Origin of the sequence: Microbacterium suwonense (genome assembly GCF_030296555.1) — a bacterium.
GTDB classification, from domain to species: domain Bacteria; phylum Actinomycetota; class Actinomycetes; order Actinomycetales; family Microbacteriaceae; genus Microbacterium; species Microbacterium suwonense.
Genome location: NZ_AP027728.1, coordinates 1,554,707 through 1,576,483, shown reverse-complemented (window position 1 = coordinate 1,576,483; position 21,777 = coordinate 1,554,707). Strand labels below are relative to the sequence as shown.

Below are 21,777 nucleotides of genomic sequence, written 5' to 3'. Positions count from 1 at the left end.
GGGTGCGGCACGCGATCGCTCGCCGACGGTCGCTCCGGACGGATGCGGTCAGGGCAGCTGCAGCACACCATCGACGCGGCGGGGGATGCCGAGCGGGTTCTCCTCGCGCAGAGCCGGCGGCAGCAGCTGCTCCGGGGCGTCCTGGTAGGCGACCGGGCGCTGGAATCTGCGCACGGCGGTCGCGCCGACCGAGGTGAACTGGGTGTTCGTCGACGGCCAGGGCCCGCCGTGATGCTGCGCCCAGCTCACCGCCACGCCGGTCGGCCAGCCGCCGAACAGCACTCGACCGGCCAGCTGCTCCAGCGTGCCGACCAGCTCGTGCACGGCTTCCTGCGGCTCATGATGCACCGTCGCCGTCAGGCTGCCCGGCAGCACGCGCAGAGCGGCCTGCAGCTGCGCATCGTCTGCCACGTGCACCAGCAGCGTGAACGGCCCGAACACCTCCTCGGTGAGCTCGTCCGCGCGATCGACGAGCGTCTGCGCATCGACCACGGCGAAGGCGGGGCCGTCATCCGCGCCGCCGATCAGCCGCACCCCCGGTGTGTCGCTCAGGCGCTGCAGTCCGGAGGAGAAGCCCGCCGCGATCGTCGGGGTGAGCATGCGCGGCTGCGAGCGCAGCAGCCCGGGCAGCGCGCGCTCGACGGCCGAGCCCGGCGGGAGGAACACGATTCCCGGCTTGGTGCAGAACTGCCCGACGCCGAGCTGGAACGACCCGGCCAGTCCCGCGGCCAGTTCGGCACCGCGCTGCGCGTCGGCGCCGGCCGTGATCACGACCGGGTTCAGCGAGCCCAGCTCGCCGTAGAACGGGATCGGCGCATCGCGCTGGGCGATGCGATCATGCAGGGCGCGACCTCCGGGAACGGATCCGGTGAAGGCGACGGCACGGATGCCGGGATGATCGACGAGCGCGAGTCCGGCGTCGAACCCGCTGATCATCGCGAAAGCACCCTCCGGAGCGCCGGCCGCGGACAGCGCCGCAGAGACGTGTCCGGAGGTCAGTGCCGAGGTTCGCGGATGCCCGGGATGTGCCTTGACGATCACCGGACAGCCGACAGCGAGTGCCGAGGCGGTATCGCCACCGGCGACTGAGAACGCGAACGGGAAGTTGGACGCTGCGAACACGGCCACCGGGCCGATCGGGCGCAGCACGCGCCGCAGGTCGGGGATCGGCGGGGTGGCGGCGGCATCCGGGTGGTCGATGGTCGCCTCGAGGTACGAGCCCTCCTCGATCACCCCGGCGAACAGCCTCAGCTGTGCCGTGGTGCGCGCGAGCTCGCCGGGCAGCCGGGGCCGACCGAGAGCCGTCTCGGCATCGGCGGCCTCGATCAGCTCCTCGGCGTGCGCGTCGAGCCGATCCGCGATCGCGCGCAGCCACACTGCTCGGGTGCTGTCGTCGGTGCGGCCGACGGCGACGGATGCCATGACGGCGGCCTCGACGACCCGCTCCACCTCCTCGAGCGTCGTATCGGGGTGCGGCTCGGCGGACGGACTGCTCATCGGGAACCTCCTGCGGCGGGTGCGGCGGGCGTGGCGGTTGCGCCCGGAACGGTGGATGCGGTGGCATCGACGAACGACATCCCGAGACCGACCGCGGGACCGCCTGTCGCCCAACCGTCGGCGATCCGCAGTCCGGTCGGAGTGCGCAGCGCGCCGAGCTGCGCGAAGCCGGCCTGCTCGACATCCTCGATCCAGCAGGTCTCCGGCAGTGCGAACGCGAGCTGCGCCGACAGCTCGGGCAGCAGATGCGGGGCCAGTCGCACCTCGCGCTCGCGGGCCAGCTCGGCGATGCGCAGGAACGGCGTCACCCCGCCGACGCGCACGATGTTGGGCTGGACGACGTCCACGGCTCCGGCGTCGAGGAAGTCACGGAAGCGATGCACGGTGTGCAGGTTCTCGCCCAGTGCGACGGGAACGTCGATGCGTCGGCGCAGCTCGGCGTGGCCGGCGAGGTCGTCGGCGCGCAGCGGCTCCTCGATCCAGCCGATGCCGTGCGCGGCCAGCGCGGGGATCGCACGCGTCGCGGCATCCAGGTCCCACCGCTGATTGGCGTCCACGAACAGCTCGCGATCCGGGCCGAGCACCTCACGCACCGCCGCGACCCGATCCAGGTCCTCGGCGAGGTCGGGCCTGCCGACCTTGATCTTCACCGCACGGCATCCGCTCTGCACCCAGCGACGCACCTGGGCCACGAGCTCGTCGAGTGAGTAGTGCAGATTCACGCCGCTGCCGTACACCGGCAGACGATCGTGCCGACGTCCCAGCAGCTCGGTCAGCGACAGGCTGCGCCGGCGCGCCCGCAGGTCCCACAGCGCCAGGTCGACGCCGGCCAGTGCGATGGTCGTCACCCCGCCTCCGCCCGCCTCGTGCACGTGCACCCAGGCCTGATCCCACACCTCGGGGAGGACGGACGCCCCTGCAGGAACGGCGCGAGGTCGTCGTCGATCATCGCCTGCACGGCACGGGCGCCGATCGACGGCGTCCACGAGAATCCCTCGCCGATCGCGCCGTCCTCGGCGCGCACCGTCACCGCGATCACGCCGACTTCGGTCACGTCCGCCGCCCACGGCCGCAGCAGCGGAACGCGCAGCAGCCGAGTGGTGACCGCTGCGATCGGCGAGGACATCATCAGATCAGCTCCCTGCCCGACGCCAGCAGCTGCTCGAGCCGGGCGGTCTGCTCGGTCGTCGGGTCGGTCAGGGGAGCGCGCACGGGCCCGACGGGCAGCCCGCCCGCCCGCACACCGGCCTTGACGAGTGCGACGGCGAAGCCGGGCGTCTCGTCGCGCAGGGCGATCAGCGGCGTGTAGAAGCCGTCGAGCAGCCGATGCTGGGCTGCGAGGTCGCCGGAGCGCAGCGCCTCGAAGAAGGCCACCGAGATGTCCGGTGCCATCGCGAAGGTGGCCGAGGAGTACAGCGGAACGCCGATCGCCGTGTAGGCGGCCTGCGTCATCTCGGCGGTGAGCAGGCCGTTGAAGAACAGCACGTCGTCACGCCCGGCCTGTGCCGCCTCACGCACGAACTGCTGGGCCAGGGCCAGGTCGCCCACGCCGTCCTTGATGCCGACGACCTGCGGATTGCGCAGCAGTGCCCGAACGACTGCGGGGTCGAAGGTCGAGGCGCCGCGGTGGTAGACGATCAGCGGCAGCTCGGTCGCCGCGCAGATGCGCTCGATGTAGTCCACCAGCCCCTGCTGCGGGCCGCGCACCAGATAGGGCGGCATCACCAGCAGCCCCGCGGCGCCGAGGCGCTCGGCGGCGCGGGCGCACTCGATGGCGTGCCCGAGCGGCCCGCCGCAGCCGCCGAGCACGGGGACGGCGCCGTTCGCACCGCGCACGGCGGCTTCGACGACGACGGCGTACTCCGCGGACGACAGGGCGTGGAACTCGCCTGTGCCGCAGGCGGCGAACACGGCGCCCGGCCGGTGCTGCACCCGCTCGGCGACATGCTGCTCGACCAGTTCCGCATCCACCCGGTCGGCGGCGTCGAACGCGGTGACCGGGAAGAACAGCACGCGGTCGGGAATGGTCAGTTCAGGCATGGGAGTGCTCCTGCTCGTCGGGGGTGGCCGGCGGTGCGGCCGGTCGTGGAGGCTGCTGGCCGTCACAGCTCTGCGCTGCGAGCTCGGTGCGCCAGCTGCGGCGGGCCGTCCAGCCCAGCAGCTGCTGGGCATGGCGGCCCGAGAAGACGGGCTCGGTGCCCGGGATCGCGCCGGAGGCATCGGCCGTGCCCGGCACGAGGGCCGCGAGGAGTCCGCCGTCCGCCCGTGCACGAGCGCATCGGGAGCGGTGACGAAGAACACCTCGCCGTTCGGCACCGACGCCGACCGCTCCAGCCAGGTGCGCACGAAGTCGCCGGCATCGCGGGCATCGACGTAGTTGAACAGCGCCACCGCCGACAGTGACGGATCCGCCAGGCGCTCGGCGATGGTGTGCCCCTGCTGGGTGGCGGCGCCGGCCCATTCCTCTGGCGCAATGACGTAGCACGGGCGGAACAGCCCGAACCGCATGCGCTCGCCGTGGCGACGCACAGCCATCCGGATGATCTCCTCGATCGCCACCTTGCCGACCGCGTAGCCGTTCCAGGGGGCGAGCGGATGCTGCTCATCGAGCGGCAGGTATGCCGGCTGCCAGCCGCCGGGTGCTCCGTAGCCGATCACGGTGGGGCTGGATGCGGTCAGCAGGGCGCGCGCCGAGCAGGCGACGCTGGCTTCGAGCACGCTCCACGCCAGCCGGGTGTTCACGTCGAACACCTGCGCGTCGGGCAGTGCATCGGGCACGGCGATCCCGGCCAGGTGCACCACGGCATCCGGTGCGATCTCCGTGAACGCCGCACGAGCAGTGGGGGCGTCGAGAAGGTCGATGTCGAACTGGCGTGCGGGAAGCCCCTCCAGATGTACCCGATCGATCGAGACCACCTCGTACCCGGCATCCGCCAGAGCATGTACGACGCTGCGGCCCAGCCGCCCCGCCCCGCCGGTGACGACGACCGTCGCGCCCGAGCGGATGCCGGAGGAAGCCGCCGCGGCGGCCGGATCGTCGACTCTCATCAGCGGGCCCCCGCGATCGCCGCACCGGCGGGACCGAGTTCGAGGTCGGAGATGCGCACCGGCCGCTGCTCGACGAGAGAGCGGTTGCCGGCGAGGCCGACGACGACGCTGCGCACCCCGTCGGTCCAGTCGGCGGTGCGTCCGAGCGGGTCGGGCTGGGCGCCCAGGAAGACATCGCGCAGCAGAGCGTCGTCACCGCCGCCGTGCCCGCCCTCGCCGGCGGGGATCGGCACCTCTCGGGCGACGCCGAAGTGCGGCTGCACGAGCACACGCTCGGCCACGGGACGGGTCTCGTCGTCGTGCACCAGGTCGGGGCGGGCGCTGGGATCCACGACGGTGCGGCCCTGCTCGTCCACGAGCACGGCGCCGCGCTCGACCACGGTCAGCTCGGCGCGCCCACGCGTGCCGTTGACCGAGATCGTGTAGCCCTCCCAGGGGGAATGAGCGTTGAGCGAGTACGACATCGTGCTGCCGCCGGCGTAGTCGACGATCAGGGCGAGATTGTCCTCGATGGTGATGCCCTCGTCGAAGACGTCGCGATCGCGCAGGTAGCCGTCGTACTGCTCCTGCTCGAGGTACAGGCCGGTCCAGGTCGGGTCGGTGCGCAGGTCGAGACTGAACCGGTCGCGCAGCGGCGAGTCGGTGGTGCCGCGTTCGGGGCGAGGCCCGAGATTCCGGCGCGCGGCATTCTCGGCGCCGTAGAATCGCAGCCCGCCCGAGGCGAAGACCCGCACGGGCACATCGGAGATCCACCAGTTCACCAGGTCGAAGTGATGGCTGGCCTTGTGCACGAGCAGCCCGCCGGAGAGCTCCTTCTGCCGATGCCAGCGCCGGAAGTAGTCGGCGCCGTGGGCGGTGTCGAGCACCCACTCGAAGTGCACGCTGGTCACCTCGCCGATCTCGCCGGAATCGATCACCTGCTTCAGCGTGCTGTTGCGCGGTGCGTAGCGGTAGTTGAAGGTGATCGTCACCTCGCGCCCGGTGCGCCGGGCGGCATCCGCGATGCGGCGGATGCCGGTCTCATCGATCGTGAGCGGCTTCTCGACGACGACGTCGGCGCCGGCATCCAGCGCGGTGACGATGTGATCGGCGTGCGTGAAATCGGGAGAGGTGATGATCACCCGATCCACGCGGTGCTCGCGCACGGCGTCGGCCAGCGCGGACACGGCGAACCGTGCCGGTTCGCCCAGGCCGGGGTTCCGCTGCAGCGAGAAGTCCAGCCGCCCGGGGTTGGTGTCGCTCCACGCGACGAGCTCGGCGACGTCGGAGTGCGTCGACGCGATCGCGCCGAGGTACATCTGGGCGCGGGAGCCGGTGCCGATGAGGGCGTAGCGGAGACGGGTCATGCGGTGATCCCTTCGATCACTTGATGCCGGAGGTCGCGGCGCCCTTGATGAGGAACCGCTGCCCGAACAGGAAGACCAGGAACAGGGGGATGAGCGAGACGACGCTCATGGCGAACATCGAGCCGTAGTTGGAGCTGGACTGCGCGTCCAGGAATCCCTTCAGGGCGAGCGATGCCGGGAACAGCTGCGGCAGGCGCAGGTAGATCAGCGGCCCGAAGAAGTCTCCCCAGCTCCAGATGAACGTGAAGATCGCCGTGGTGGCGAGGGAGGGGATGATCAGCGGCAGGGTGATCTGGAAGTAGCTGCGGAAGTGCCCGGCGCCGTCGATCCGCGCCGCCTCGAACAGCTCCTTGGGTAGACCGCGGATGAACTGCACCATGAGGAAGACGAAGAACGCCTCGGTGGCGAGGAACTTCGGCGCGATCAGCGGCAGAAAGGTGTTCAGCCAGCCCAGCTCCTTGTAGATGATGAACTGCGGCACCAGGATGACCTGGAACGGCAGCATGATCGAGCCGAGCATGAGCGTGAAGGCGAGCGTGCGGAAGCGGAACTTCAGGCGTGCGAACGCGTAAGCCGCCATCGAGCAGGAGAGCAGGTTGCCGATGATCGCACCGAACGCGATGATCGTCGAGTTCAGCAGGAACAGCCCGAACGGATGCTGGAGATCGTTCCAGCCGTTGACGTAGTTGTCGACGGTGAGGTCGGTGGTGAAGATGCTGAGGTCGCGGAAGATGTCGGCGTTCGGCTTGAGGCTGGACACCAGCAGCCAGATCAGCGGATAGATCATGATCACGCTGAACAGGATCAGCAGAGCGTGCTTGCCCAGCGAGCGTAGGCGCGGGATGGCGGTGCCGGCGCGGCGACGCGTCAACGGCGCCCCCCGGACGCAGCAGGGTCTCGGTTTCAGTCGTCATAGAACACCCAATACTTCGAGAGCCAGAAATTGAAGGCGGTGAATGCGGCGATCACCACGAGCAGGAACCACGACATCGCCGAGGCGTACCCCATGTCGAGCTCGGTGAAGGCCTCTTTGTAGAGCAGCAGTGTGAAGAACATCGTCGAGTCGCTCGGACCTCCGGTGCCGCCGGAGACGACGTACGCCTGCGTGAACGCCTGGAAGGAGAAGATGATCTGTAGCACGAGGTTGAAGAAGATCACCGGGGTCAGCAGCGGGAAGGTGATGGAGAAGAACTGACGGACGCGGCCCGCACCGTCCATCGATGCGGCCTCGTAGTACATCTCGGGGATCTGGCGGAGCCCGGCGAGGAAGATCACCATCGGGGAGCCGAAGGTCCAGATGTTCAGCACGATGAGCGTGCCCAGGGCGAAGTCGGGGTGACCGATCCAGCCGGGGCCGTCGATGCCGAACCAGGCGAGGAAGCCGTTGACCAGACCCTCCTTGCCGAACACCTGGCGCCACAGGATGGCCACGGCGACCGAGCCGCCCATGAGCGAGGGCAGATAGAAGACCGACCGGTAGAACGGCAGCCCCCGCATGCCCTTGTCGAGCAGCATCGCCAGGGCGAGGGCGAGGGCGAGCTGCAGCGGCACGCCGACGAGCACATAGACGACGGTGACGCGGAACGAGTTCCAGAAGCGCGCGTCGCCGAACATCTCGACGATGTTGTCCAGCCCCGACCACACCGGCGGCTGCAGCAGGTTGTAGTCGGTGAACGACAGGTACAGCGATGCGAAGATCGGGCCGATGGTCAGACCCAGCAGCCCGATCATCCAGGGCAGGAGGAAGACCAGGGCGGCCTTGTTGTCGGGGTATTTCTCCCGGACGCGCAGGGCGGTGCCTCGCCGGGATCGTGCGATGGTGCGGAGTTCCCCGAGACTGCTCACCTGACCTCCTCGTCGATACGGATGCGTCCTCATGGGCCCGAAGTGGGCATCTCATCGAGAAAGCGGTTTCACGAACGTGTCGATAATGGCGCGTTCGAGCCGATTCGTCAAGCCCGCGCCGGTATGGTGTGACGAGTCCGGTGATTTCCGGTGGCAGGAGAGGTGACGATGACGGCACAGCGGGGCAATGTCACGATCGCCGATGTGGCGCGCCATGCCGGGGTGTCGCCGGCAACGGTGTCGCGGGTGATGAACGGCCGCTTCAGCGGCGAGCCCGAGGTGGCCGAGCGCGTGCAGGCCTCGGCACGCACGCTGGCCTATGCGCCCAGCCCGCTCGCCCGCAGCCTCGCCCTCGGGCGCACGCAGGTCGTCGCCTTCGTCGTGCCCGACCTGGCCAACCCGGCATTCCAGTCGGTGCTGGCCGGGCTCAGCAAGACGGCGGCGGCCGACGGCTATCGCGTGCTCGTCGCCGACTCCGCGGAGTCGCCGGATGACGAGGGGCCGCTGTCGGTGGAGATCCGTCGGCGCACGGATGCCATCGTGCTGTGCGCGCCCCGCATGCCCGACGAGCAGCTCACCGCGCTCGCGGGCCAGCTGCAGCCCCTGGTGCTGATCAACCGCACCTCACCGACCGTTCCGGCGCCCTCGCTGGCGATCGACTACCGCGCCGGGATCTTTGCTCTCGCCGCGCACCTGCACGCGCTCGGGCACCGTTCGCTCGCCTACGTGTACGGCCCCGAGCGCAGCATGTCCAACGCGCGCCGGGAGCAGGGCCTCGAGGACTTCCTGCGTGAGCATCCGGACTCCCGAGTCGTGCGCATCGCCGCCGGTGCGGGCTCCGAGGACGGGCGGCGCGCTGCCGCCGCCGTGTTCGACAGCGGCGTCAGCGCCGCCCTCGCCTTCAACGATCTGGTCGCCGTCGGCCTCGTCGGGGGCTGCGCGAACTCGGCGTCAGCGTGCCGGAGGACATCTCGGTGACCGGCTTCGACGATATCCCGCTGGCGCAATATGTGGCGCCGGCGTTGACCACGGCATCCGTCTCGCACTCCGAGCTGGGCGTGCTCGCCTGGCGGCGGATGCGCGCCCTGATGAGCGGCGAGCAGCCCGGCCACGACGTGGTGTTCCAGCCGCGCCTGGAGGTGCGTGCCTCGTCCGGACCGGTGCGTGTCGCCGCCGCTGAGGCCGGGGCGTCCTGACCGCTTCGGCGCTCATCGTCACCACCGCAGCGGACGCGCTCGCTTCGTCTCAATTTTGTTGTCAGCCCCGTCTAATCCGTTGACAGAGGTCTGACGGTTTGCTAACTTCAGCGTGAAAGCGGTTTCTCCGCACGCAGCAGGCCGCCAGGCGGCCCCGACCCGAAAGAGGCGCAATGAGGCGTATAACCCGTTCGTACGCGGCTGCAGGCGCTGCAGTCGCCGCACTCCTCGTACTCACCAGCTGCTCCGGCAATGCCGAGCCGGCAGGCGAGGTCGACCCGGATGAGCCCATCCAGCTCGAAATCTCCTGGTGGGGTGACGACGCGCGAGCCGCACTGTTCGCCGACGTCATCGACCTGTTCGAAGACGAGCATCCGAACATCACCGTCGTGGAGACCCCGGTGGGTTCGCCCGATGATCTGTTCAACCGCCTGGCCACCGACTTCGCCGGCGGCGGCGACACCGCCCCGGACGTCTTCGCTCTCGGCGGCGCGAAGCCACTGGAGTACGGCGGGCTCGGTGCGCTGCTGGATCTGGGCACTGTCTCCGACCAGCTCGACGTGTCGAAGTACCCGGACTTCTCGCTGACCAACGCCACCGTCGACGGCAAGTTGTACGGCCTGCCCACCGGCGGCAACGCCACCGCGGCGTTCATCAACGCCGACATCTTCGCCGACGCGGGTGTGGAGTTGCCCGGTGACGACTGGAACTGGGACGACCTGATCACCGCGGCGAACAAGATCGGCAGCGCCGGTCTGACCAACGACAATGGGCAGCCCGTCTATGGAATCGATCTGCGGGTCCAGGACATCCTGGGAACCTACGCCGGGCAGGTCAGCGAGCTGGGGATGTACGACTGGGACGGTCAGCTCGACGTGGACGCCGACGACATCGCCGGCTGGTACGAGATCGAGACCGCGCTGCAGGACGGCGGAGGCCTTCCCGATCCGTCGGTGGTGACCTCGAACTGGCAGCTCCCGCCCGACCAGCAGCCGTTCACGCTGGGGCAGGCCGGCGTCACCTTCGGCTACAGCAACCTGATGAGCGTGTACGCCGGTGCGGGCGATGTGAAGATGCTGCTGCCACCGACGTCGACCGACAGCTCCGGAGTGGCACTGCTGCCGTCGGCGTTCTGGTCGATCAACGCCGCGACCAAGCATCCGGCCGCCGCTGCGCTGCTGGTGGACTGGTTCCTCAACGAGCCTGCCGCCGCCGAGCTGATCCTCGACACGCGTGGCGTGCCGTTCAACCCCGACACGCTCGCCGTCGTCGCCCCGAAGCTGGAGGGCGCGAGCCAGATCGCGGCCGACTACGTGAACGTGGTGCTCGACAGCGGTGTCGTCGCTCCGCCGCAGCCCGCCGGTGGTGCGATCCTCAACGAGCTGTCCCAGCGTATGGAGTCCGATGTGCTGTTCGGCAAGGCGACACCCGCCGAGGCCGGCCAGCGCTTGGTCGACGAGCTGGGCGCCGCACTGAAGTGACGCCTATCCTGGCGTGAGCCGATGGTGGTGCGGATCAGTCCGCACCACCATCGTCCGCATCCGTCGAGTCTTTGCCCTGCCGCAAGGAGAACCATGACCGAGACTGCTCGCGCTGAGGCACGCCGGAGAGCGGGACAGGGCCCAACAGCGGCTCGTGCCGGCATTGCCGGGACGCCGTTCGGAGAGCAGATCACGGCATCCGGGATCGCCTTCGCCGCCGTCGGCGGACCGCTGGAGACCCGCTGGCACCGGGCCCTCACCGAGCTGGCGCAGTGCATCCGGCCCATCGCCGACGCCGCGGTGCTCAACGAGGGCGGCGTCTACGACGGATGCTGGCTGGAGAGCACCGGCACCATCAACACCGACGTGCTCGCCCGCTTCGCGCCCGACATCGCCGCAGACACGCTCCGGCAGTTCGCCCAGCTGCAGCGCGAAGACGGCATGCTGCCGTACAAGGTCACTCCGGACGGGCCGGGATTCAGCCAGATCCAGATCGTGACACCGCTCGCGCGCGTCGTGTGGCGGCACCACCAGCGCACCGGCGATGACGCACTGCTGCGGCGGATGTACGACGCCATGGTGCGCTACGACGCCTGGCTCGCACGGTATCGCGACACCCGCGGCAGCGGCGGGGTCGAGGCGTTCTGCACCTTCGACACCGGTCACGACCTGTCGCCGCGGTTCTGGTTCGCCCCCGATCGCGCGTTCCGGGCCGATGCGCGGCAGATCGACCCCGGCTCGGCCACGATGCCCTACATCGCCCCCGATCTCACCGCGAACGTCGCCTGTCAGCGCTCGTATCTCGCCGTCATCGCCGAGGCGCTCGGCGAGGATCCGCGGCCCTGGCGCGATGCCGCGCAGCGATCCCTCGACGCGCTGTACACGCAGTGCTTCCACGACGAGGACGCACTTTTCTACGACCGCGACCGATCGGGTCGTCCGGTGCGCATCGCCTCGGATGTGCTGCTGCGCGTGCTGGCCTGCGAGGTCGGCGACGCGGACTTCTTCGCCGCAAGCCTGCGCCGGTACCTCATGCACACCGGGAAGTTCCTCGCCCATTACGGCTTCACCACGATCGCCATGGACGACCCGCGCTTCGACCACGACGCCTCCCGCAACTCCTGGGCGGGCCCGGTGAACTTCCTCGCCCAGCTGCGCGCCCCCGACGCCTTCGAGCAGCACGGTCACGTCGCCGAGCTCGCGCTGACGGCGCAGCCGACGCTGGCCGCGCTCGCCGTCGCCGACGCCTTCCCGCAGTGCCTGGACCCGTGGTCGGGGGCGGCGGGGTTCACCGAGGTGTACTCGCCGTCGATCCTCTGGTTCCTCGACGCTCTCGAGCGGCACTCCGGCATCCTTCCCCACCACGACGGCACCGTCTGGTTCTCGGGTCTGACGCCCACGCGCCTCGAGCACGGCGCCGCTGCCGAGGCGATCGCCTACGCCCGCACGATCGGCGGAGCGGACTGGGAACTCGTCGCCGACGACGAGCTCGTCGAGGTGCATCGCGACGGAGAGCTCGCCTTCTCGTTCCCCCGCGGCTGGCGCGTGCAGACGGATGCCGCCGGCGGCGTGATCGCGGTGATCGGCCTCGCGGCGCAGCCCGTCGAGGGGGAGCTCATGATCGCGGGTGCGCGGGCGGGAGCATCCGCTGTCGTGCCGCTGCGGGTCGCGCCGAACGAGCGCATCACCCTCTCCGGCGGCGCGATCGGCGTGCGCGAAGCGCGCCCGTTCGTCTCACCGGTCTTCTGAGGGTTCTCTCGCAGCCGCAGCCCTTCCGCAGTCTCGACCAGCGGGAAGAACGCGGCCCGCTCGTCGGGCGTGCGATTGGGCGTATGCAGGGTGAGGAACAGCTGCCCCTCGGCATCCGCGAAGATCATCCCGTGTCCGCCGTCGGTGGGCCACAGCGGCTGCTCGGACTGCGTCCACGGTCCCTGCACCGAGCCGGTCGCCGAGGTCGCCACCCCCACCGCGTAACCGCCGTCGCCCCAGCTCGACCAGAGCATGAACAGCCGGCCGTCGGCCGCGCGATGCATCGACGGCCCGTCGGTGACGAACACCTCCGGGAACTCGGGGCGGGGGATGCTGAGCGTCCACGGCGCCGACGACGCGCGGAAGAGCATCCGGGGCTGGCCGACGGCGCGGCGCAGGTCGGGCGACAGCTCGAGCACGTGGATCTCGCCGTCGCCGACGTCCTTCCATTCGTGGCAGAAGACGAGGTAGGGCGTGCCGTCCTCGACGTGCAGCGTGCCGTCCAGACACTCCCAGTCGTGCGGGGTGACCGGGCCATCCGACCACGGCAGGTAGGGGCCCTCCGGGCGGTCGGCGCGCAGCACCTGCGTGCCGCGCCGTCGCCCCTCGGCGGTGAAGGTGGCGAACATGTGGAACGCGCCGTTGTGGATGTGCACCTCCGGCGCCCAGTACTGGGTGTGCGACCAGAAGTCGTCGGAGGGCCGGAACGCGGCGATGGGTCCGGTCCAGTTCTCGAGGTCGTCGCTCCAGTAGGTGTCGAAGCCGGTGGCGGGACCCGACCAGATGTTGTCGTCCGTGCTGCCGAACAGCCAGTAACGGTGCTCCGACTCCGGCGAGTCGAGCACGAAGGGGTCGCGGATGTGGATGTCGTCGAGATGCATGAGAGCCTCCAGTGGAGTCGGGTCAGGTGAGATCGAGCGTCAGCGGTCGTGGGATGCCGCGCACCGTCGTGGTCGGCCAGGCGGGATCGGTCGTCAGGATCAGTGGGCCGGCCTCGTCGACGATGACGGTGTCCTCGAGCTTCGCGTGTGGCACCCACGGATTCCACGCGAACGCGCCGCCGGCGGCGACGAGATCGGCGCTGTGCGGGTTCGCCTTGGGGTCGCGACCCAGATAGCCGGTCGGGCCGCCCTGGTGGTGCGCGAGCCAGGCAGGATGCTCAGGGAGCCCAGACCGTGTCGTTCGTAGGCTGTGGCGATGTTGGCGACGACGGCGCTGAGCGCACGGCCAGGGCGGGTGGCGGCGAAGACCTCGGCCTCGACCTCGCGCAGCGTCTCGACCGCTGACGGCTCTGTGCCGGCGAAGCGCACCCAGCGGCTGAAGCTGACGTGCAGGCCGTGCCGTACCGCCGTGACCACAGCCAGCGCACGGCGGCCCAGGGGAGCGGATGTGGGGATCGGATGCTGCACCCCGCCGCGTTCGGCGCCGGCGACGAGCACGACAGAGGGCGTGGCGCCGATGCCGTGCACCGCCTGGGCGAGATCGGCGGCCAGGCCGAACTCGGTCATCGTCGGCCGGGCCTCCCGCAGGACTTCCGTCACGGCGATGGCGGCGTCGCGTCCGAGTTCGGCGTACCTCTCGCGCTCGACCGGCAGCAGGGGGCGCGGGCGGCGCGCAGCGCGCTCACGGCATCCGCGTCCGTCGGCACGCCGCGGGGCGCCTCGGCGAACGACTCGTACCAGGGCACACGACGGAACTCGGCGCCGGCGACCTCTTCGGCGGCGAGCCGGTCGGCCTCGTTCTCAGGGGCGGTGACGACGGCGGATCCGTCGCGGTGCACGAGTGCAGAGCAGACGGGAGCGCCGCCGATCGGCACCTGGGTGCGGGCGCCGTCGAAGTACCAGGCGAGGTTCTCTGGGCGGGTGAGCAGGATGCTCTCCGCGTCGAGCTCATCGAGGATCCGGACGAGACGCTCGTGCTTGTGAGGTCGATCGGCGGTGATGACGGGCATGCATTCAGACTAGCTGAGAAACCGCTTTCACGGAATCGTGTGCCTCTCGTCTGTGTGCCCCGTCCGCCGGTCTCTTTTCCCGCCGTCCCTGTTCAGCTGCGCCGCCCCTGCTCATTCACGTAACTGAGCAGGGCGGCGCAGCCCAGCAGGGGCGAGGATCAGGCTCCGGTGAGCGTGCTTTCGATGCCGGTGATGCGCGCGTACTCGTCGAAGCGGAAGGTCGCCGAGCCACTGGCATCCGTCACGACCGCCGTCGCGAAGTCTCCGTCGGCCCACTCCAGGTGCCAGCCGGCCAGCCGGCCGAGGTCCCATACCGATGCGCGCGCGTCGCTGAGCGTCAGCTCGGAGAGGATGCCCGGGAGCGCCGTGACCGCCGAGGCGACCGTCAGCGGGTCCATCGGCGCATCCAGCAGCAGCACGGCTCGGGCCCCGTCCGTCGGAGCGGAGTAGTACGGCGAGAGGCCGGTGATCTCGGTGGCGGCGCCGCCGATCACGTGCGCGAGATCTGCGATCCAGGCGTGGATGTCGTCGCCGGTGTCATCGGGGAAAGCGACCTCGCCCTGCGTCAGCTCCGCGATGCCGTGCTCCTCGCCATAGGCGCGCAGGCGCTCGGTGACGCCGGTGCGATCCCCTGCGGCAGCGCCCACGACCACATCAGCGAGCGAGGGCCGGGAGCGATCGAGGCGAGCAGATGCGGTGTGGCGGTGAGGGTGCGCTGCGGGTCTGCGGTAGACGCGAAGGTGAAGGTGCCCGCTGCCAGATCCGCATCCCAGCGATGGTCGCCGAGCGCGTCGGTCGCAGATCGCAGCTGGTCCTGGCGGAGTGCGGTGAACAGGGCGGCTCGGCCGGCGAGGGCCCGCAGCGTCTCGAAAGTCATGGATCCAGTCTGGCCCGGGACGCTGTGCGGTTCCCCGGTGCCGGCTATGAACTCGGATGGTTTGCGGTGCGGGGCACATCTCGAATCGCGCACATCCCTCGAAATCGCCATCGGATATCGCGATCTGCGATTCGAAACGGGGAGCGCGTCAGTAGCTGGCGCGCTGCTCGTCGGAGGCCGACGGGATGAACCGCGATGCCAGCGCCTCGGATGCTCGCGCCAGCATCGCCACGTCGGCGCCGACCGCCACGAAATCGGCACCCACCTCGACGTAAGCGTCCGCGGCGTCGGGAGCGAAAGCGTTCACACCGACGTGCGATCCGGCAGCGTGCGCGGCGTCGAACACGCTGTGCACGGCCGCGACCACGTCCGGATGGGTCTGCTGCCCGAGCAGGCCCATCGACGCCGACAGATCGGAGGGGCCCACGAACACGGCATCCACCCCGTCGACCGCAGCGATCTCGGCGGCGGCGGCGACGCCCGCGATGGTCTCGATCTGCACCGTGAGCGACACGAGCGAAGTGGCGTTCTCCAGGTAGCCGTCGATCCGATTCCAGCGTGCGCTGCGGGACAGCGCGCTGCCGACCCCACGCACGCCCTGCGGCGGGTAGCGAGTGGCGGCGACCGCGGCGCGAGCCTCATCGGCCGACGAGACCATCGGCACGATGATGTTCTGCGCGCCCAGATCGAGCACCTGCTTGATCGCGACGGCATCGTTCCACGGCACGCGGACGACCGGAGTGACCGGGTATGCGGCCGCGACCTGCAGCTGGGAGAGCACGCTCTCCAGTGAGTTCGCGGAATGCTCCATGTCGATCAGCAGCCAGTCCACGCCCGAACCGGCGGCGATCTCGCAGATCGTGGGGCTGCCGGAGCAGACCCACATCCCGATCAGCGGACGATCGCTCTCAGCGAGGCGCGCACGGAATGGCTTGGCTAGACGAAGCGGCATTCGATGGTTCCCATCTCGCGGTAGTCGCACAGCACGGTATCGCCGCGCTCGACCCACATGGGCCGTGTGAATGATCCTGCCAGGATGATCTCGCCCGCCTCCAGACGCGCACCATGCTGGTGGAACTTGTTCGCCAGCCAGGCCACGCCGGTGGCGGGGTGACCGAGCACGCCGGCCGCCACCCCGGTCTCCTCGATCTGGCCGTTGCGGCTGAGCACGCCGGGCACCCAGCGCAGATCGATCTCGTCGGGGCGTCTGCGCACATCTCCGAGCACCATCGCTCCGTAGGCGGCGTTGTCGCTGATCGTGTCGACGATGGTGCGCCCCTCCAGCTCGATGTGCGAGTTGAGCACCTCCAGTGCCGGCACCGCGTAGTCGATCGCCGCGAGCGCATCGTCGAGGGTGCAGTCCGGACCTTCCAGAGGCCGGGCGAGCACGAACGCCAGCTCGACCTCGATACGCACGTTCGAGAAGTGGTCGTACGGGATCTCGGCGCCCGAGTGGTGCACGGTGTCGTCGAACATGACGCCGTAGTCGGGCTCGGTGATCCCGGTCGCCTGCTGCATGGCCTTCGAGGTCAGGCCGATCTTGCGGCCGACCAGCGTGCGGCCGGCGGCGAGCTGCGAGTCGCGCCACACGCCCTGTATCGCGTACGAGTCCTCGACGGTGGCATCCGGATACCGCGCGGTGATGCGCGGGATCACGCTGCGGGTGCGCTCGGCCTCGGCGAGCTCGGCGGCGAGCGCCGCGATGGTCTCAGATGTAAGCATCCGTCAGTCCTCGTTCCAAGCCCGTCTATTTGTGTCGAATGCATGGAAAACGCCTCGAAAGCGCGCGTTACGCACAAATAGACGGGCTGTCGGGGTCACAGCTGGTGGCCCAGCTTGTATTCGCCCTGCTTCCACTCCGGCATCGGGGTCTCGTCGAGGGGCCGGGTGTAGCTGAACCCGTCGGCGCCGATCGTGACGGCCATCTCGCTGGCATCCGTGCGCGCGTGCACCGGCTGCGGGTTGCCGTCCAGATCGAGCACGAGCGAGGCGTCCGTGTACCAGCTGGGCACCACCGGGTTACCCCACCAGTCGCGGCGCTGGTTGTCGTGCACATCCCAGGTGATCACCGGGTTGTCGGGGTCGCCGGTGTAGTAGTCCTGCGTGTAGATCTCCACCCGGTGCCCGTCGGGGTCGCGCAGATAGAGGTAGAACGCGTTGCTGACGCCATGCCGGCCCGGTCCGCGCTCGATGGCATCCGAGTGCCGCCGCGCACCCAGGATGTCGCAGATCGCGAGGATGTTGTGCTTCTCGTGCGTCGCGAACGCGACGTGATGCATGCGCGGTCCGTCGCCGCCGGTCATGGCGGTGTCGTGCACGGTCGGCTTGCGGCGCATCCAGGCGGCGTACACGGTGCCACCCTCGTCCTGGATGTCCTCGGTCACACGGAACCCGAGGGTCTGCATGAAGTTCACCGCGCGCGGCACGTCGGGGGTCACCTGGTTGAAGTGATCCAGCCGCACCAGCTCGCCCGGCGTGTGCAGGTCGTAGCGCCACGACAGGCGCTCGACGTGCGTGGTGGCGAAGAAGAACTCGTACGGGAAGCCGAGCGGGTCGACTACGCGCACCGAGTCGCCGATGCCCTTGACGAAGCCGTCGGGGTTGCGTCGCACATCGCAGCCGAGCTCGGTGTAGAAGGCCACAGCCTTGTCCAGATCCTCTGCGGAGCGCACCCGGTACGAGAACGCGGCGACCGCGGCGACCGGGCCCTTGCGCAGGACGAGGTTGTGGTGGATGAACTCCTCGGTCGAGCGCAGGTAGATCGCCTGGTCGTCCTCCTCGGTCACGTACAGGCCCAGGATGTCGACGTAGAACTCCCGGGATGCCGCAAGGTCGGTGACGACCAGCTCCATGTACGCGCAGCGCAGGATGTCGGGCGGGGACGCCTGCGGGGCGGCGATCGGGTTGTCCGAGCGGATCGGCGCCTCCTGGCTCACGTAGAAGCCGGAGGAGGTGAGGGTCATTTCATCGCGGTGGGTCATGTCAGCGTCCTTGCCTTGTGCGAGAAGCGGGGTGGGTCAGCGCGGGTCGGGGTCGTCGAGGTTCTGCTTGCCGAACGCGGGGTTGTGCGGCTCGCCGAGGGTGATGTGCACACTCTGCTGGTCGGTGTAGAAGTCGATCGAGCGGTAACCGCCCTCATGTCCGAGACCGGAGGCCTTCACTCCGCCGAACGGCGTGCGCAGGTCGCGCACGTTGTTCGAGTTCAGCCACACCATGCCCGCCTCGACCGACTGGGCGAAGTTGTGTGCGCGCTTGAGGTCGTTGGTCCAGATGTAGGCGGCCAGGCCGTACCTGGTGTTGTTCGCCAGGGCCAGCGCCTCCTCCTCGGTGTCGAACGGGGTGATCGCGACGACCGGGCCGAAGATCTCCTCCTGGAAGATGCGGGCATCCGGCGACACGTCGGCGAACGCGGTCGGTGCGACGTAGTTGCCGGTCGGGAAGCCCTCGGGGCGTCCGCCGCCGGCGATCAGCCGGCCCTCGCTCCTGCCGAGCTCGACGTAGCTCATCACCTTCTCGTAGTGCTCCGGATGCACGAGGGCCCCGACCTCGGTGGTGGGGTCGTGGGGGTGCCCGACCTTGACCCGCGCGGTCTGCGCGGCGAAGCGCTCGACGAACTCGTCGTAGATCTCCCGCTGCACGAGCACACGCGATCCTGCCGTGCAGCGCTCGCCGTTCAGAGAGAACACCCCGAAGATGCAGGCATCGATCGCCGTCTCCAGATCGGCGTCGGCGAACACCACAGCCGGGCTCTTGCCGCCCAGCTCCATCGACAGTCCCTTCAGGAACGGGGCGGCGTTGGCGAAGATCAGCTGCCCGGTGCTGCTCTCGCCGGTGAACGAGATCAGGGGGACGTCCGGATGCTTCACCAGGGCGTCTCCGGCCTCTTCGCCGAGCCCGTTGACGAGGTTGAACACGCCCTTGGGCAGCCCCGCCTCCTCGAAGATCCCGGCCCACAGCGATGCCGACAGGGGAGTGAACTCGGCGGGCTTGAGCACGACGGTGTTGCCCGTGGCCAGAGCCGGGCCGAGCTTCCAGGACTCCAGCATGAACGGCGTGTTCCAGGGCGTGATGAGCCCGGCGACGCCGATCGGCTTGCGGTTGACGTAGTTGAGCTGCCTGCCGGGCACCTTGAAGGCGTCATCGGCCTGGGCGACGATCAGGTCGGCGAAGAAGCGGAAGTTCTCGGCGGCGCGGCGCGCCTGGCCGAGCGCCTGGGTGATCGGCAGGCCGGAGTCGAAGGATTCCAGCTCCGCCAGGCGCGCGTCGCGCGACTCGACGATGTCGGCGATGCGGTGCAGCACCCGCGAGCGCTCGCGCGGCAGCATCCGTGGCCACGGGCCCTCGGTGAACGCACGGCGGGCGGCGGCGACCGCGCGGTCGATGTCGGCCTGCTTGCCGGCCGCGGCGCGCACGTAGGTCTCGTTGGTGACGGGGTTGAGCACCTCGAAGGTACCGCCGTCGGCGGAATCGACGAACTCGCCGTCGATGTAGTGCTGGATGCTCTCCGGCAGATCCGCCGGGATGTACACGTCGGTCATCATCGTCCTTCTTCACTGGTGTGCGAATGCCGCGCAGCCAGGAATGCGTCCATGGTGCGCCAGCGGTGGTGTCGTGCGGCGAGCTCGATCTGAAGGGGCTCTGCACCGTTGTGGATCAGCTCGAGGATCTGGGCGTGCTCTTCGACGGAATGGTGTGCACGCCCGGGGACGAACGCGAAGCTGGTATCGCGGATGCCGGAGAGCCGCGCCCACCCGCGGTGCACCAGGTCGAGGACGTGTGGATTCGGGCACGTCTCGTAGAGCAGCGAGTGGAAGTCCTGGTTCAGCTTCGTGAACATGTGCGCGTCGAAGTGCCCGAGCAGCTGCCTCATCCGGTCGTTGACCTGCTCGGCGCGGGCGAGGGTCTCGGCATCCAGCAGCGGAGCCGACAGCGCGGTGGCCAGGCCCTCGACCAGCCCAAGCGTCTGCATGGTGTTCGCATATTCGCTCTCGTCCACCAGAGACACACGGGCGCCGACGTTGCGCTCGAACGTCACCAGCCCTTCCGCCTCGAGACGTCGGATGGCCTCGCGCACCGGGACGACGCTCATGTCGAGTTCGTCGGCGATCGTGCCGAGCACCAGTCGGTAGCCGGGCCCGAAGGTGTGCGAGGTGATGTGCGTGCGGATCCAGTCGTAGGCCTGCTCGGACTTGCTGCCGGTGTGGATCACGGTGGTCATGGCTGACCGCCCTGCTTCGCAGAATGCTGCGCGTCGAACTTCGCTCGCCACTCGGCGTTCATGGGGAACAGGCCGTCGATCGGATGCCCGGCAGCCACCTGCTCGGCGATCCAGGCATCCTGATCCTCCTGCGCCAGGGCCGCGTCGGCGACCTCTTCGGCGATGCCGGCGGGGATGACGATCACGCCGTCGCCGTCGCCGACGATCACGTCGCCGGGCTGCACGGCGGCTCCGCCGCAGCCGATCGTGACGTCGAACTCCCACGGCACGTGCCGCCGTCCCAGCACGGAGGGGTGTGCGCCCTTCGAGAACACCGGCAGCCCGATCTCGGCGACCGCGTCGAAGTCGCGCACGCCGCCGTCGGTGACGATGCCGGCGGCTCCGCGGGTCTTCGCCCGCAGCGCGAGGATGTCGCCGAGCGTGCCGGTGCCGGCGTCTCCGCGCGCCTCGATGACGATGATCTCACCCTCTTCGACGGCGTCGAAGACGCGCTTCTGCGCGTTGTAGCCGCCGCCGTGGCCGGCGAAGAGGTCCTCGCGGACGGGGATGAAGCGCAGCGTCCTGGCCGTGCCGACGATCTTGGTGCCGGCGATGTTGGCCGAGACGCCGTCGATGAAGCAGGCGTGCAGGCCGCGCTTGCGCAGCTGGCTGGACAGCCCGGCGGTGGGCGCGGCCTCGAGCTTGGCGCGCAGCGTGGGGAAGAGGGCGGATGCCGTGGTCTCGTCCTCGGCGGGCAGGCCGGCCGCCTCCCGTGATCCCCAGGCCTCCGCACGCTGCAGGTCGTCCACAGCGGGGAGCGACCCGAGTGACTCGTCGAAGGGGATCTCGCCCTGGGTCACCGTGGTGACCAGGCGGCCCGATGATGGGGCACCCTCGGCATCCGGGGCGTCCACCTCGATCTCCACGACGTCGCCGGGCACGATCACCGACGACCCGGCGGGCGTGCCGGCCAGGATCACGTCCCCCGGCTCGAGCGTGAAGTGTTGGGAGAGGTCGGCGATCACCTGGGGGAGGGGGAACAGCAGGCCGGTCGTGTTGTCGTCCTGGCGCAGCTCGCCGTTGACCCAGGCGCGCACGCGCAGCCCGGCGGGGTCGATGGATGCCGCGTCGATCAGCTCCGGGCCGAGCGGCGTGTAGCCGTCGCCGCCCTTGGAGCGCACGTTCGAGCCCTTGTCGTTGGCGCGCAGGTCGTACAGGCCGAGGTCGTTGGCTGCCGTGATCGACGCCACATGCGACCACGCATCCGCTGTGGAGACTCGACGGGCGCTCGTGCCGATGATCAGTGCGATCTCGCCCTCGAAGGCGAGCAGCTCGGTTCCGGCCGGGCGCTCGACGGTGCCGCCGCTGACGCCGACGGAGCTGGCCGGCTTGAAGAAGTAGGAGGGGGCCGAGGGGCGGCGTCCGCGCTGCTCGGCGCGCGAGAGGTAGTTCAGGTGGATCGCGATGATCTTGCCTGGGCGGGTGATCGTCGTCATTGAAGCGCCTCCTCGCATTGCGCACCGGCATGCCCTTGTGCGTTGTATTTGAAATCGTATATCATCACCTCGTCGACGTGCAAGAGACGCCGAC

The 21,777-nt window shown here is 69.6% G+C and carries 17 protein-coding genes and 4 pseudogenes; 3 read left to right on the top strand and 18 right to left on the bottom strand.

The window, feature by feature from the left end:
• Positions 1-48 precede the first annotated feature (48 nt).
• From QUE33_RS07940 to QUE33_RS07910, 8 genes and pseudogenes are all read right to left on the bottom strand, one after another.
• Positions 49-1,497 (bottom strand): aldehyde dehydrogenase (NADP(+)), encoded by a 1,449-nt coding sequence (locus QUE33_RS07940; protein ID WP_378761824.1) that lies wholly within the window; start codon positions 1,495-1,497, stop codon positions 49-51.
• Positions 1,494-2,345 (bottom strand): mandelate racemase/muconate lactonizing enzyme family protein, encoded by an 852-nt coding sequence (locus QUE33_RS07935; protein ID WP_350226538.1) that lies wholly within the window; start codon positions 2,343-2,345, stop codon positions 1,494-1,496. Before QUE33_RS07935 ends, QUE33_RS07940 begins: the two co-directional genes overlap by 4 nt.
• Positions 2,342-2,626, bottom strand: a complete 285-nt coding sequence (locus QUE33_RS16125) for a hypothetical protein (RefSeq protein ID WP_350226537.1) — start codon at positions 2,624-2,626, stop codon at positions 2,342-2,344. Before QUE33_RS16125 ends, QUE33_RS07935 begins: the two co-directional genes overlap by 4 nt.
• On the bottom strand, positions 2,626-3,537 hold the full coding sequence (locus QUE33_RS07930; protein ID WP_286303112.1) for a 5-dehydro-4-deoxyglucarate dehydratase: 912 nt from the start codon (positions 3,535-3,537) through the stop codon (positions 2,626-2,628). Before QUE33_RS07930 ends, QUE33_RS16125 begins: the two co-directional genes overlap by 1 nt.
• 315 nt (positions 3,538-3,852) lie before the next feature.
• Positions 3,853-4,545: pseudogene (locus QUE33_RS07925) on the bottom strand (NAD-dependent epimerase/dehydratase family protein); the annotation flags it as partial.
• A complete protein-coding gene (locus tag QUE33_RS07920; protein ID WP_286302957.1) occupies positions 4,545-5,891 on the bottom strand; it encodes a Gfo/Idh/MocA family protein in 1,347 nt (448 codons plus the stop codon). The gene QUE33_RS07920 and the pseudogene QUE33_RS07925, both read right to left, overlap by 1 nt.
• A 16-nt stretch (positions 5,892-5,907) precedes the next feature.
• Positions 5,908-6,762, bottom strand: coding sequence for a carbohydrate ABC transporter permease (locus QUE33_RS07915; RefSeq protein ID WP_286302956.1), 855 nt, complete (start codon positions 6,760-6,762; stop codon positions 5,908-5,910).
• A gap of 32 nt (positions 6,763-6,794) precedes the next feature.
• Positions 6,795-7,736, bottom strand: a complete 942-nt coding sequence (locus QUE33_RS07910; RefSeq protein WP_286302955.1) for a carbohydrate ABC transporter permease — start codon at positions 7,734-7,736, stop codon at positions 6,795-6,797.
• A gap of 168 nt (positions 7,737-7,904) precedes the next feature.
• Between QUE33_RS07910 and QUE33_RS07905 the strand changes: the two are divergent.
• From QUE33_RS07905 to QUE33_RS16395, 3 genes and pseudogenes are all read left to right on the top strand, one after another.
• Positions 7,905-8,932: pseudogene (locus QUE33_RS07905) on the top strand (LacI family DNA-binding transcriptional regulator).
• Between the two features lie 173 nt (positions 8,933-9,105).
• Positions 9,106-10,413 carry an ABC transporter substrate-binding protein gene (locus QUE33_RS07900; RefSeq protein ID WP_286302954.1) on the top strand — a complete coding sequence of 436 codons (1,308 nt, stop codon included), beginning with the start codon at positions 9,106-9,108 and terminating at the stop codon, positions 10,411-10,413.
• A gap of 21 nt (positions 10,414-10,434) precedes the next feature.
• Positions 10,435-11,655 (top strand): annotated as a pseudogene (locus QUE33_RS16395) (MGH1-like glycoside hydrolase domain-containing protein); the annotation flags it as partial.
• Between the two features lie 194 nt (positions 11,656-11,849).
• Here the strand turns inward: QUE33_RS16395 and QUE33_RS07895 are convergent.
• The 10 genes and pseudogenes from QUE33_RS07895 to QUE33_RS07845 all read right to left on the bottom strand — a co-directional run bounded on the left by QUE33_RS07895 (position 11,850) and on the right by QUE33_RS07845 (position 21,683).
• Entirely contained in the window at positions 11,850-13,043 is a 1,194-nt protein-coding gene (locus tag QUE33_RS07895) for a glycoside hydrolase family 43 protein (protein ID WP_286302953.1), read from the bottom strand.
• A 99-nt stretch (positions 13,044-13,142) separates the two neighbouring features.
• The gene (locus QUE33_RS07890; RefSeq protein WP_286302952.1) at positions 13,143-13,670 is read right to left on the bottom strand and encodes a hypothetical protein; all 528 of its coding nucleotides are present in this window, start codon (positions 13,668-13,670) and stop codon (positions 13,143-13,145) included.
• 29 nt (positions 13,671-13,699) lie between these two features.
• Positions 13,700-14,113 carry a hypothetical protein gene (locus tag QUE33_RS07885; RefSeq protein ID WP_286302951.1) on the bottom strand — a complete coding sequence of 138 codons (414 nt, stop codon included), beginning with the start codon at positions 14,111-14,113 and terminating at the stop codon, positions 13,700-13,702.
• Positions 14,114-14,271: 158 nt separating this feature from the next.
• Positions 14,272-14,990, bottom strand: a pseudogene (locus QUE33_RS07880) (DUF6882 domain-containing protein).
• A 148-nt stretch (positions 14,991-15,138) separates the two neighbouring features.
• Positions 15,139-15,942: an HpcH/HpaI aldolase family protein gene (locus tag QUE33_RS07870; RefSeq protein ID WP_286302946.1), complete on the bottom strand. Its 804-nt coding sequence runs from the start codon at positions 15,940-15,942 to the stop codon at positions 15,139-15,141.
• Positions 15,927-16,712 (bottom strand): fumarylacetoacetate hydrolase family protein, encoded by a 786-nt coding sequence (locus QUE33_RS07865; RefSeq protein WP_286302944.1) that lies wholly within the window; start codon positions 16,710-16,712, stop codon positions 15,927-15,929. Before QUE33_RS07865 ends, QUE33_RS07870 begins: the two co-directional genes overlap by 16 nt.
• Before the next feature lie 95 nt (positions 16,713-16,807).
• Entirely contained in the window at positions 16,808-17,971 is a 1,164-nt protein-coding gene (hpaD, locus tag QUE33_RS07860; RefSeq protein WP_286302943.1) for a 3,4-dihydroxyphenylacetate 2,3-dioxygenase, read from the bottom strand.
• 36 nt (positions 17,972-18,007) lie between these two features.
• Positions 18,008-19,528, bottom strand: a complete 1,521-nt coding sequence (hpaE, locus tag QUE33_RS07855; RefSeq protein ID WP_286303111.1) for a 5-carboxymethyl-2-hydroxymuconate semialdehyde dehydrogenase — start codon at positions 19,526-19,528, stop codon at positions 18,008-18,010.
• Positions 19,528-20,208 (bottom strand): GntR family transcriptional regulator, encoded by a 681-nt coding sequence (locus QUE33_RS07850; protein ID WP_286302941.1) that lies wholly within the window; start codon positions 20,206-20,208, stop codon positions 19,528-19,530. Before QUE33_RS07850 ends, hpaE begins: the two co-directional genes overlap by 1 nt.
• Entirely contained in the window at positions 20,205-21,683 is a 1,479-nt protein-coding gene (locus QUE33_RS07845) for a fumarylacetoacetate hydrolase family protein (protein ID WP_286302939.1), read from the bottom strand. The genes QUE33_RS07850 and QUE33_RS07845 overlap by 4 nt, the downstream gene beginning before the upstream one ends.
• Positions 21,684-21,777 lie beyond the last annotated feature (94 nt).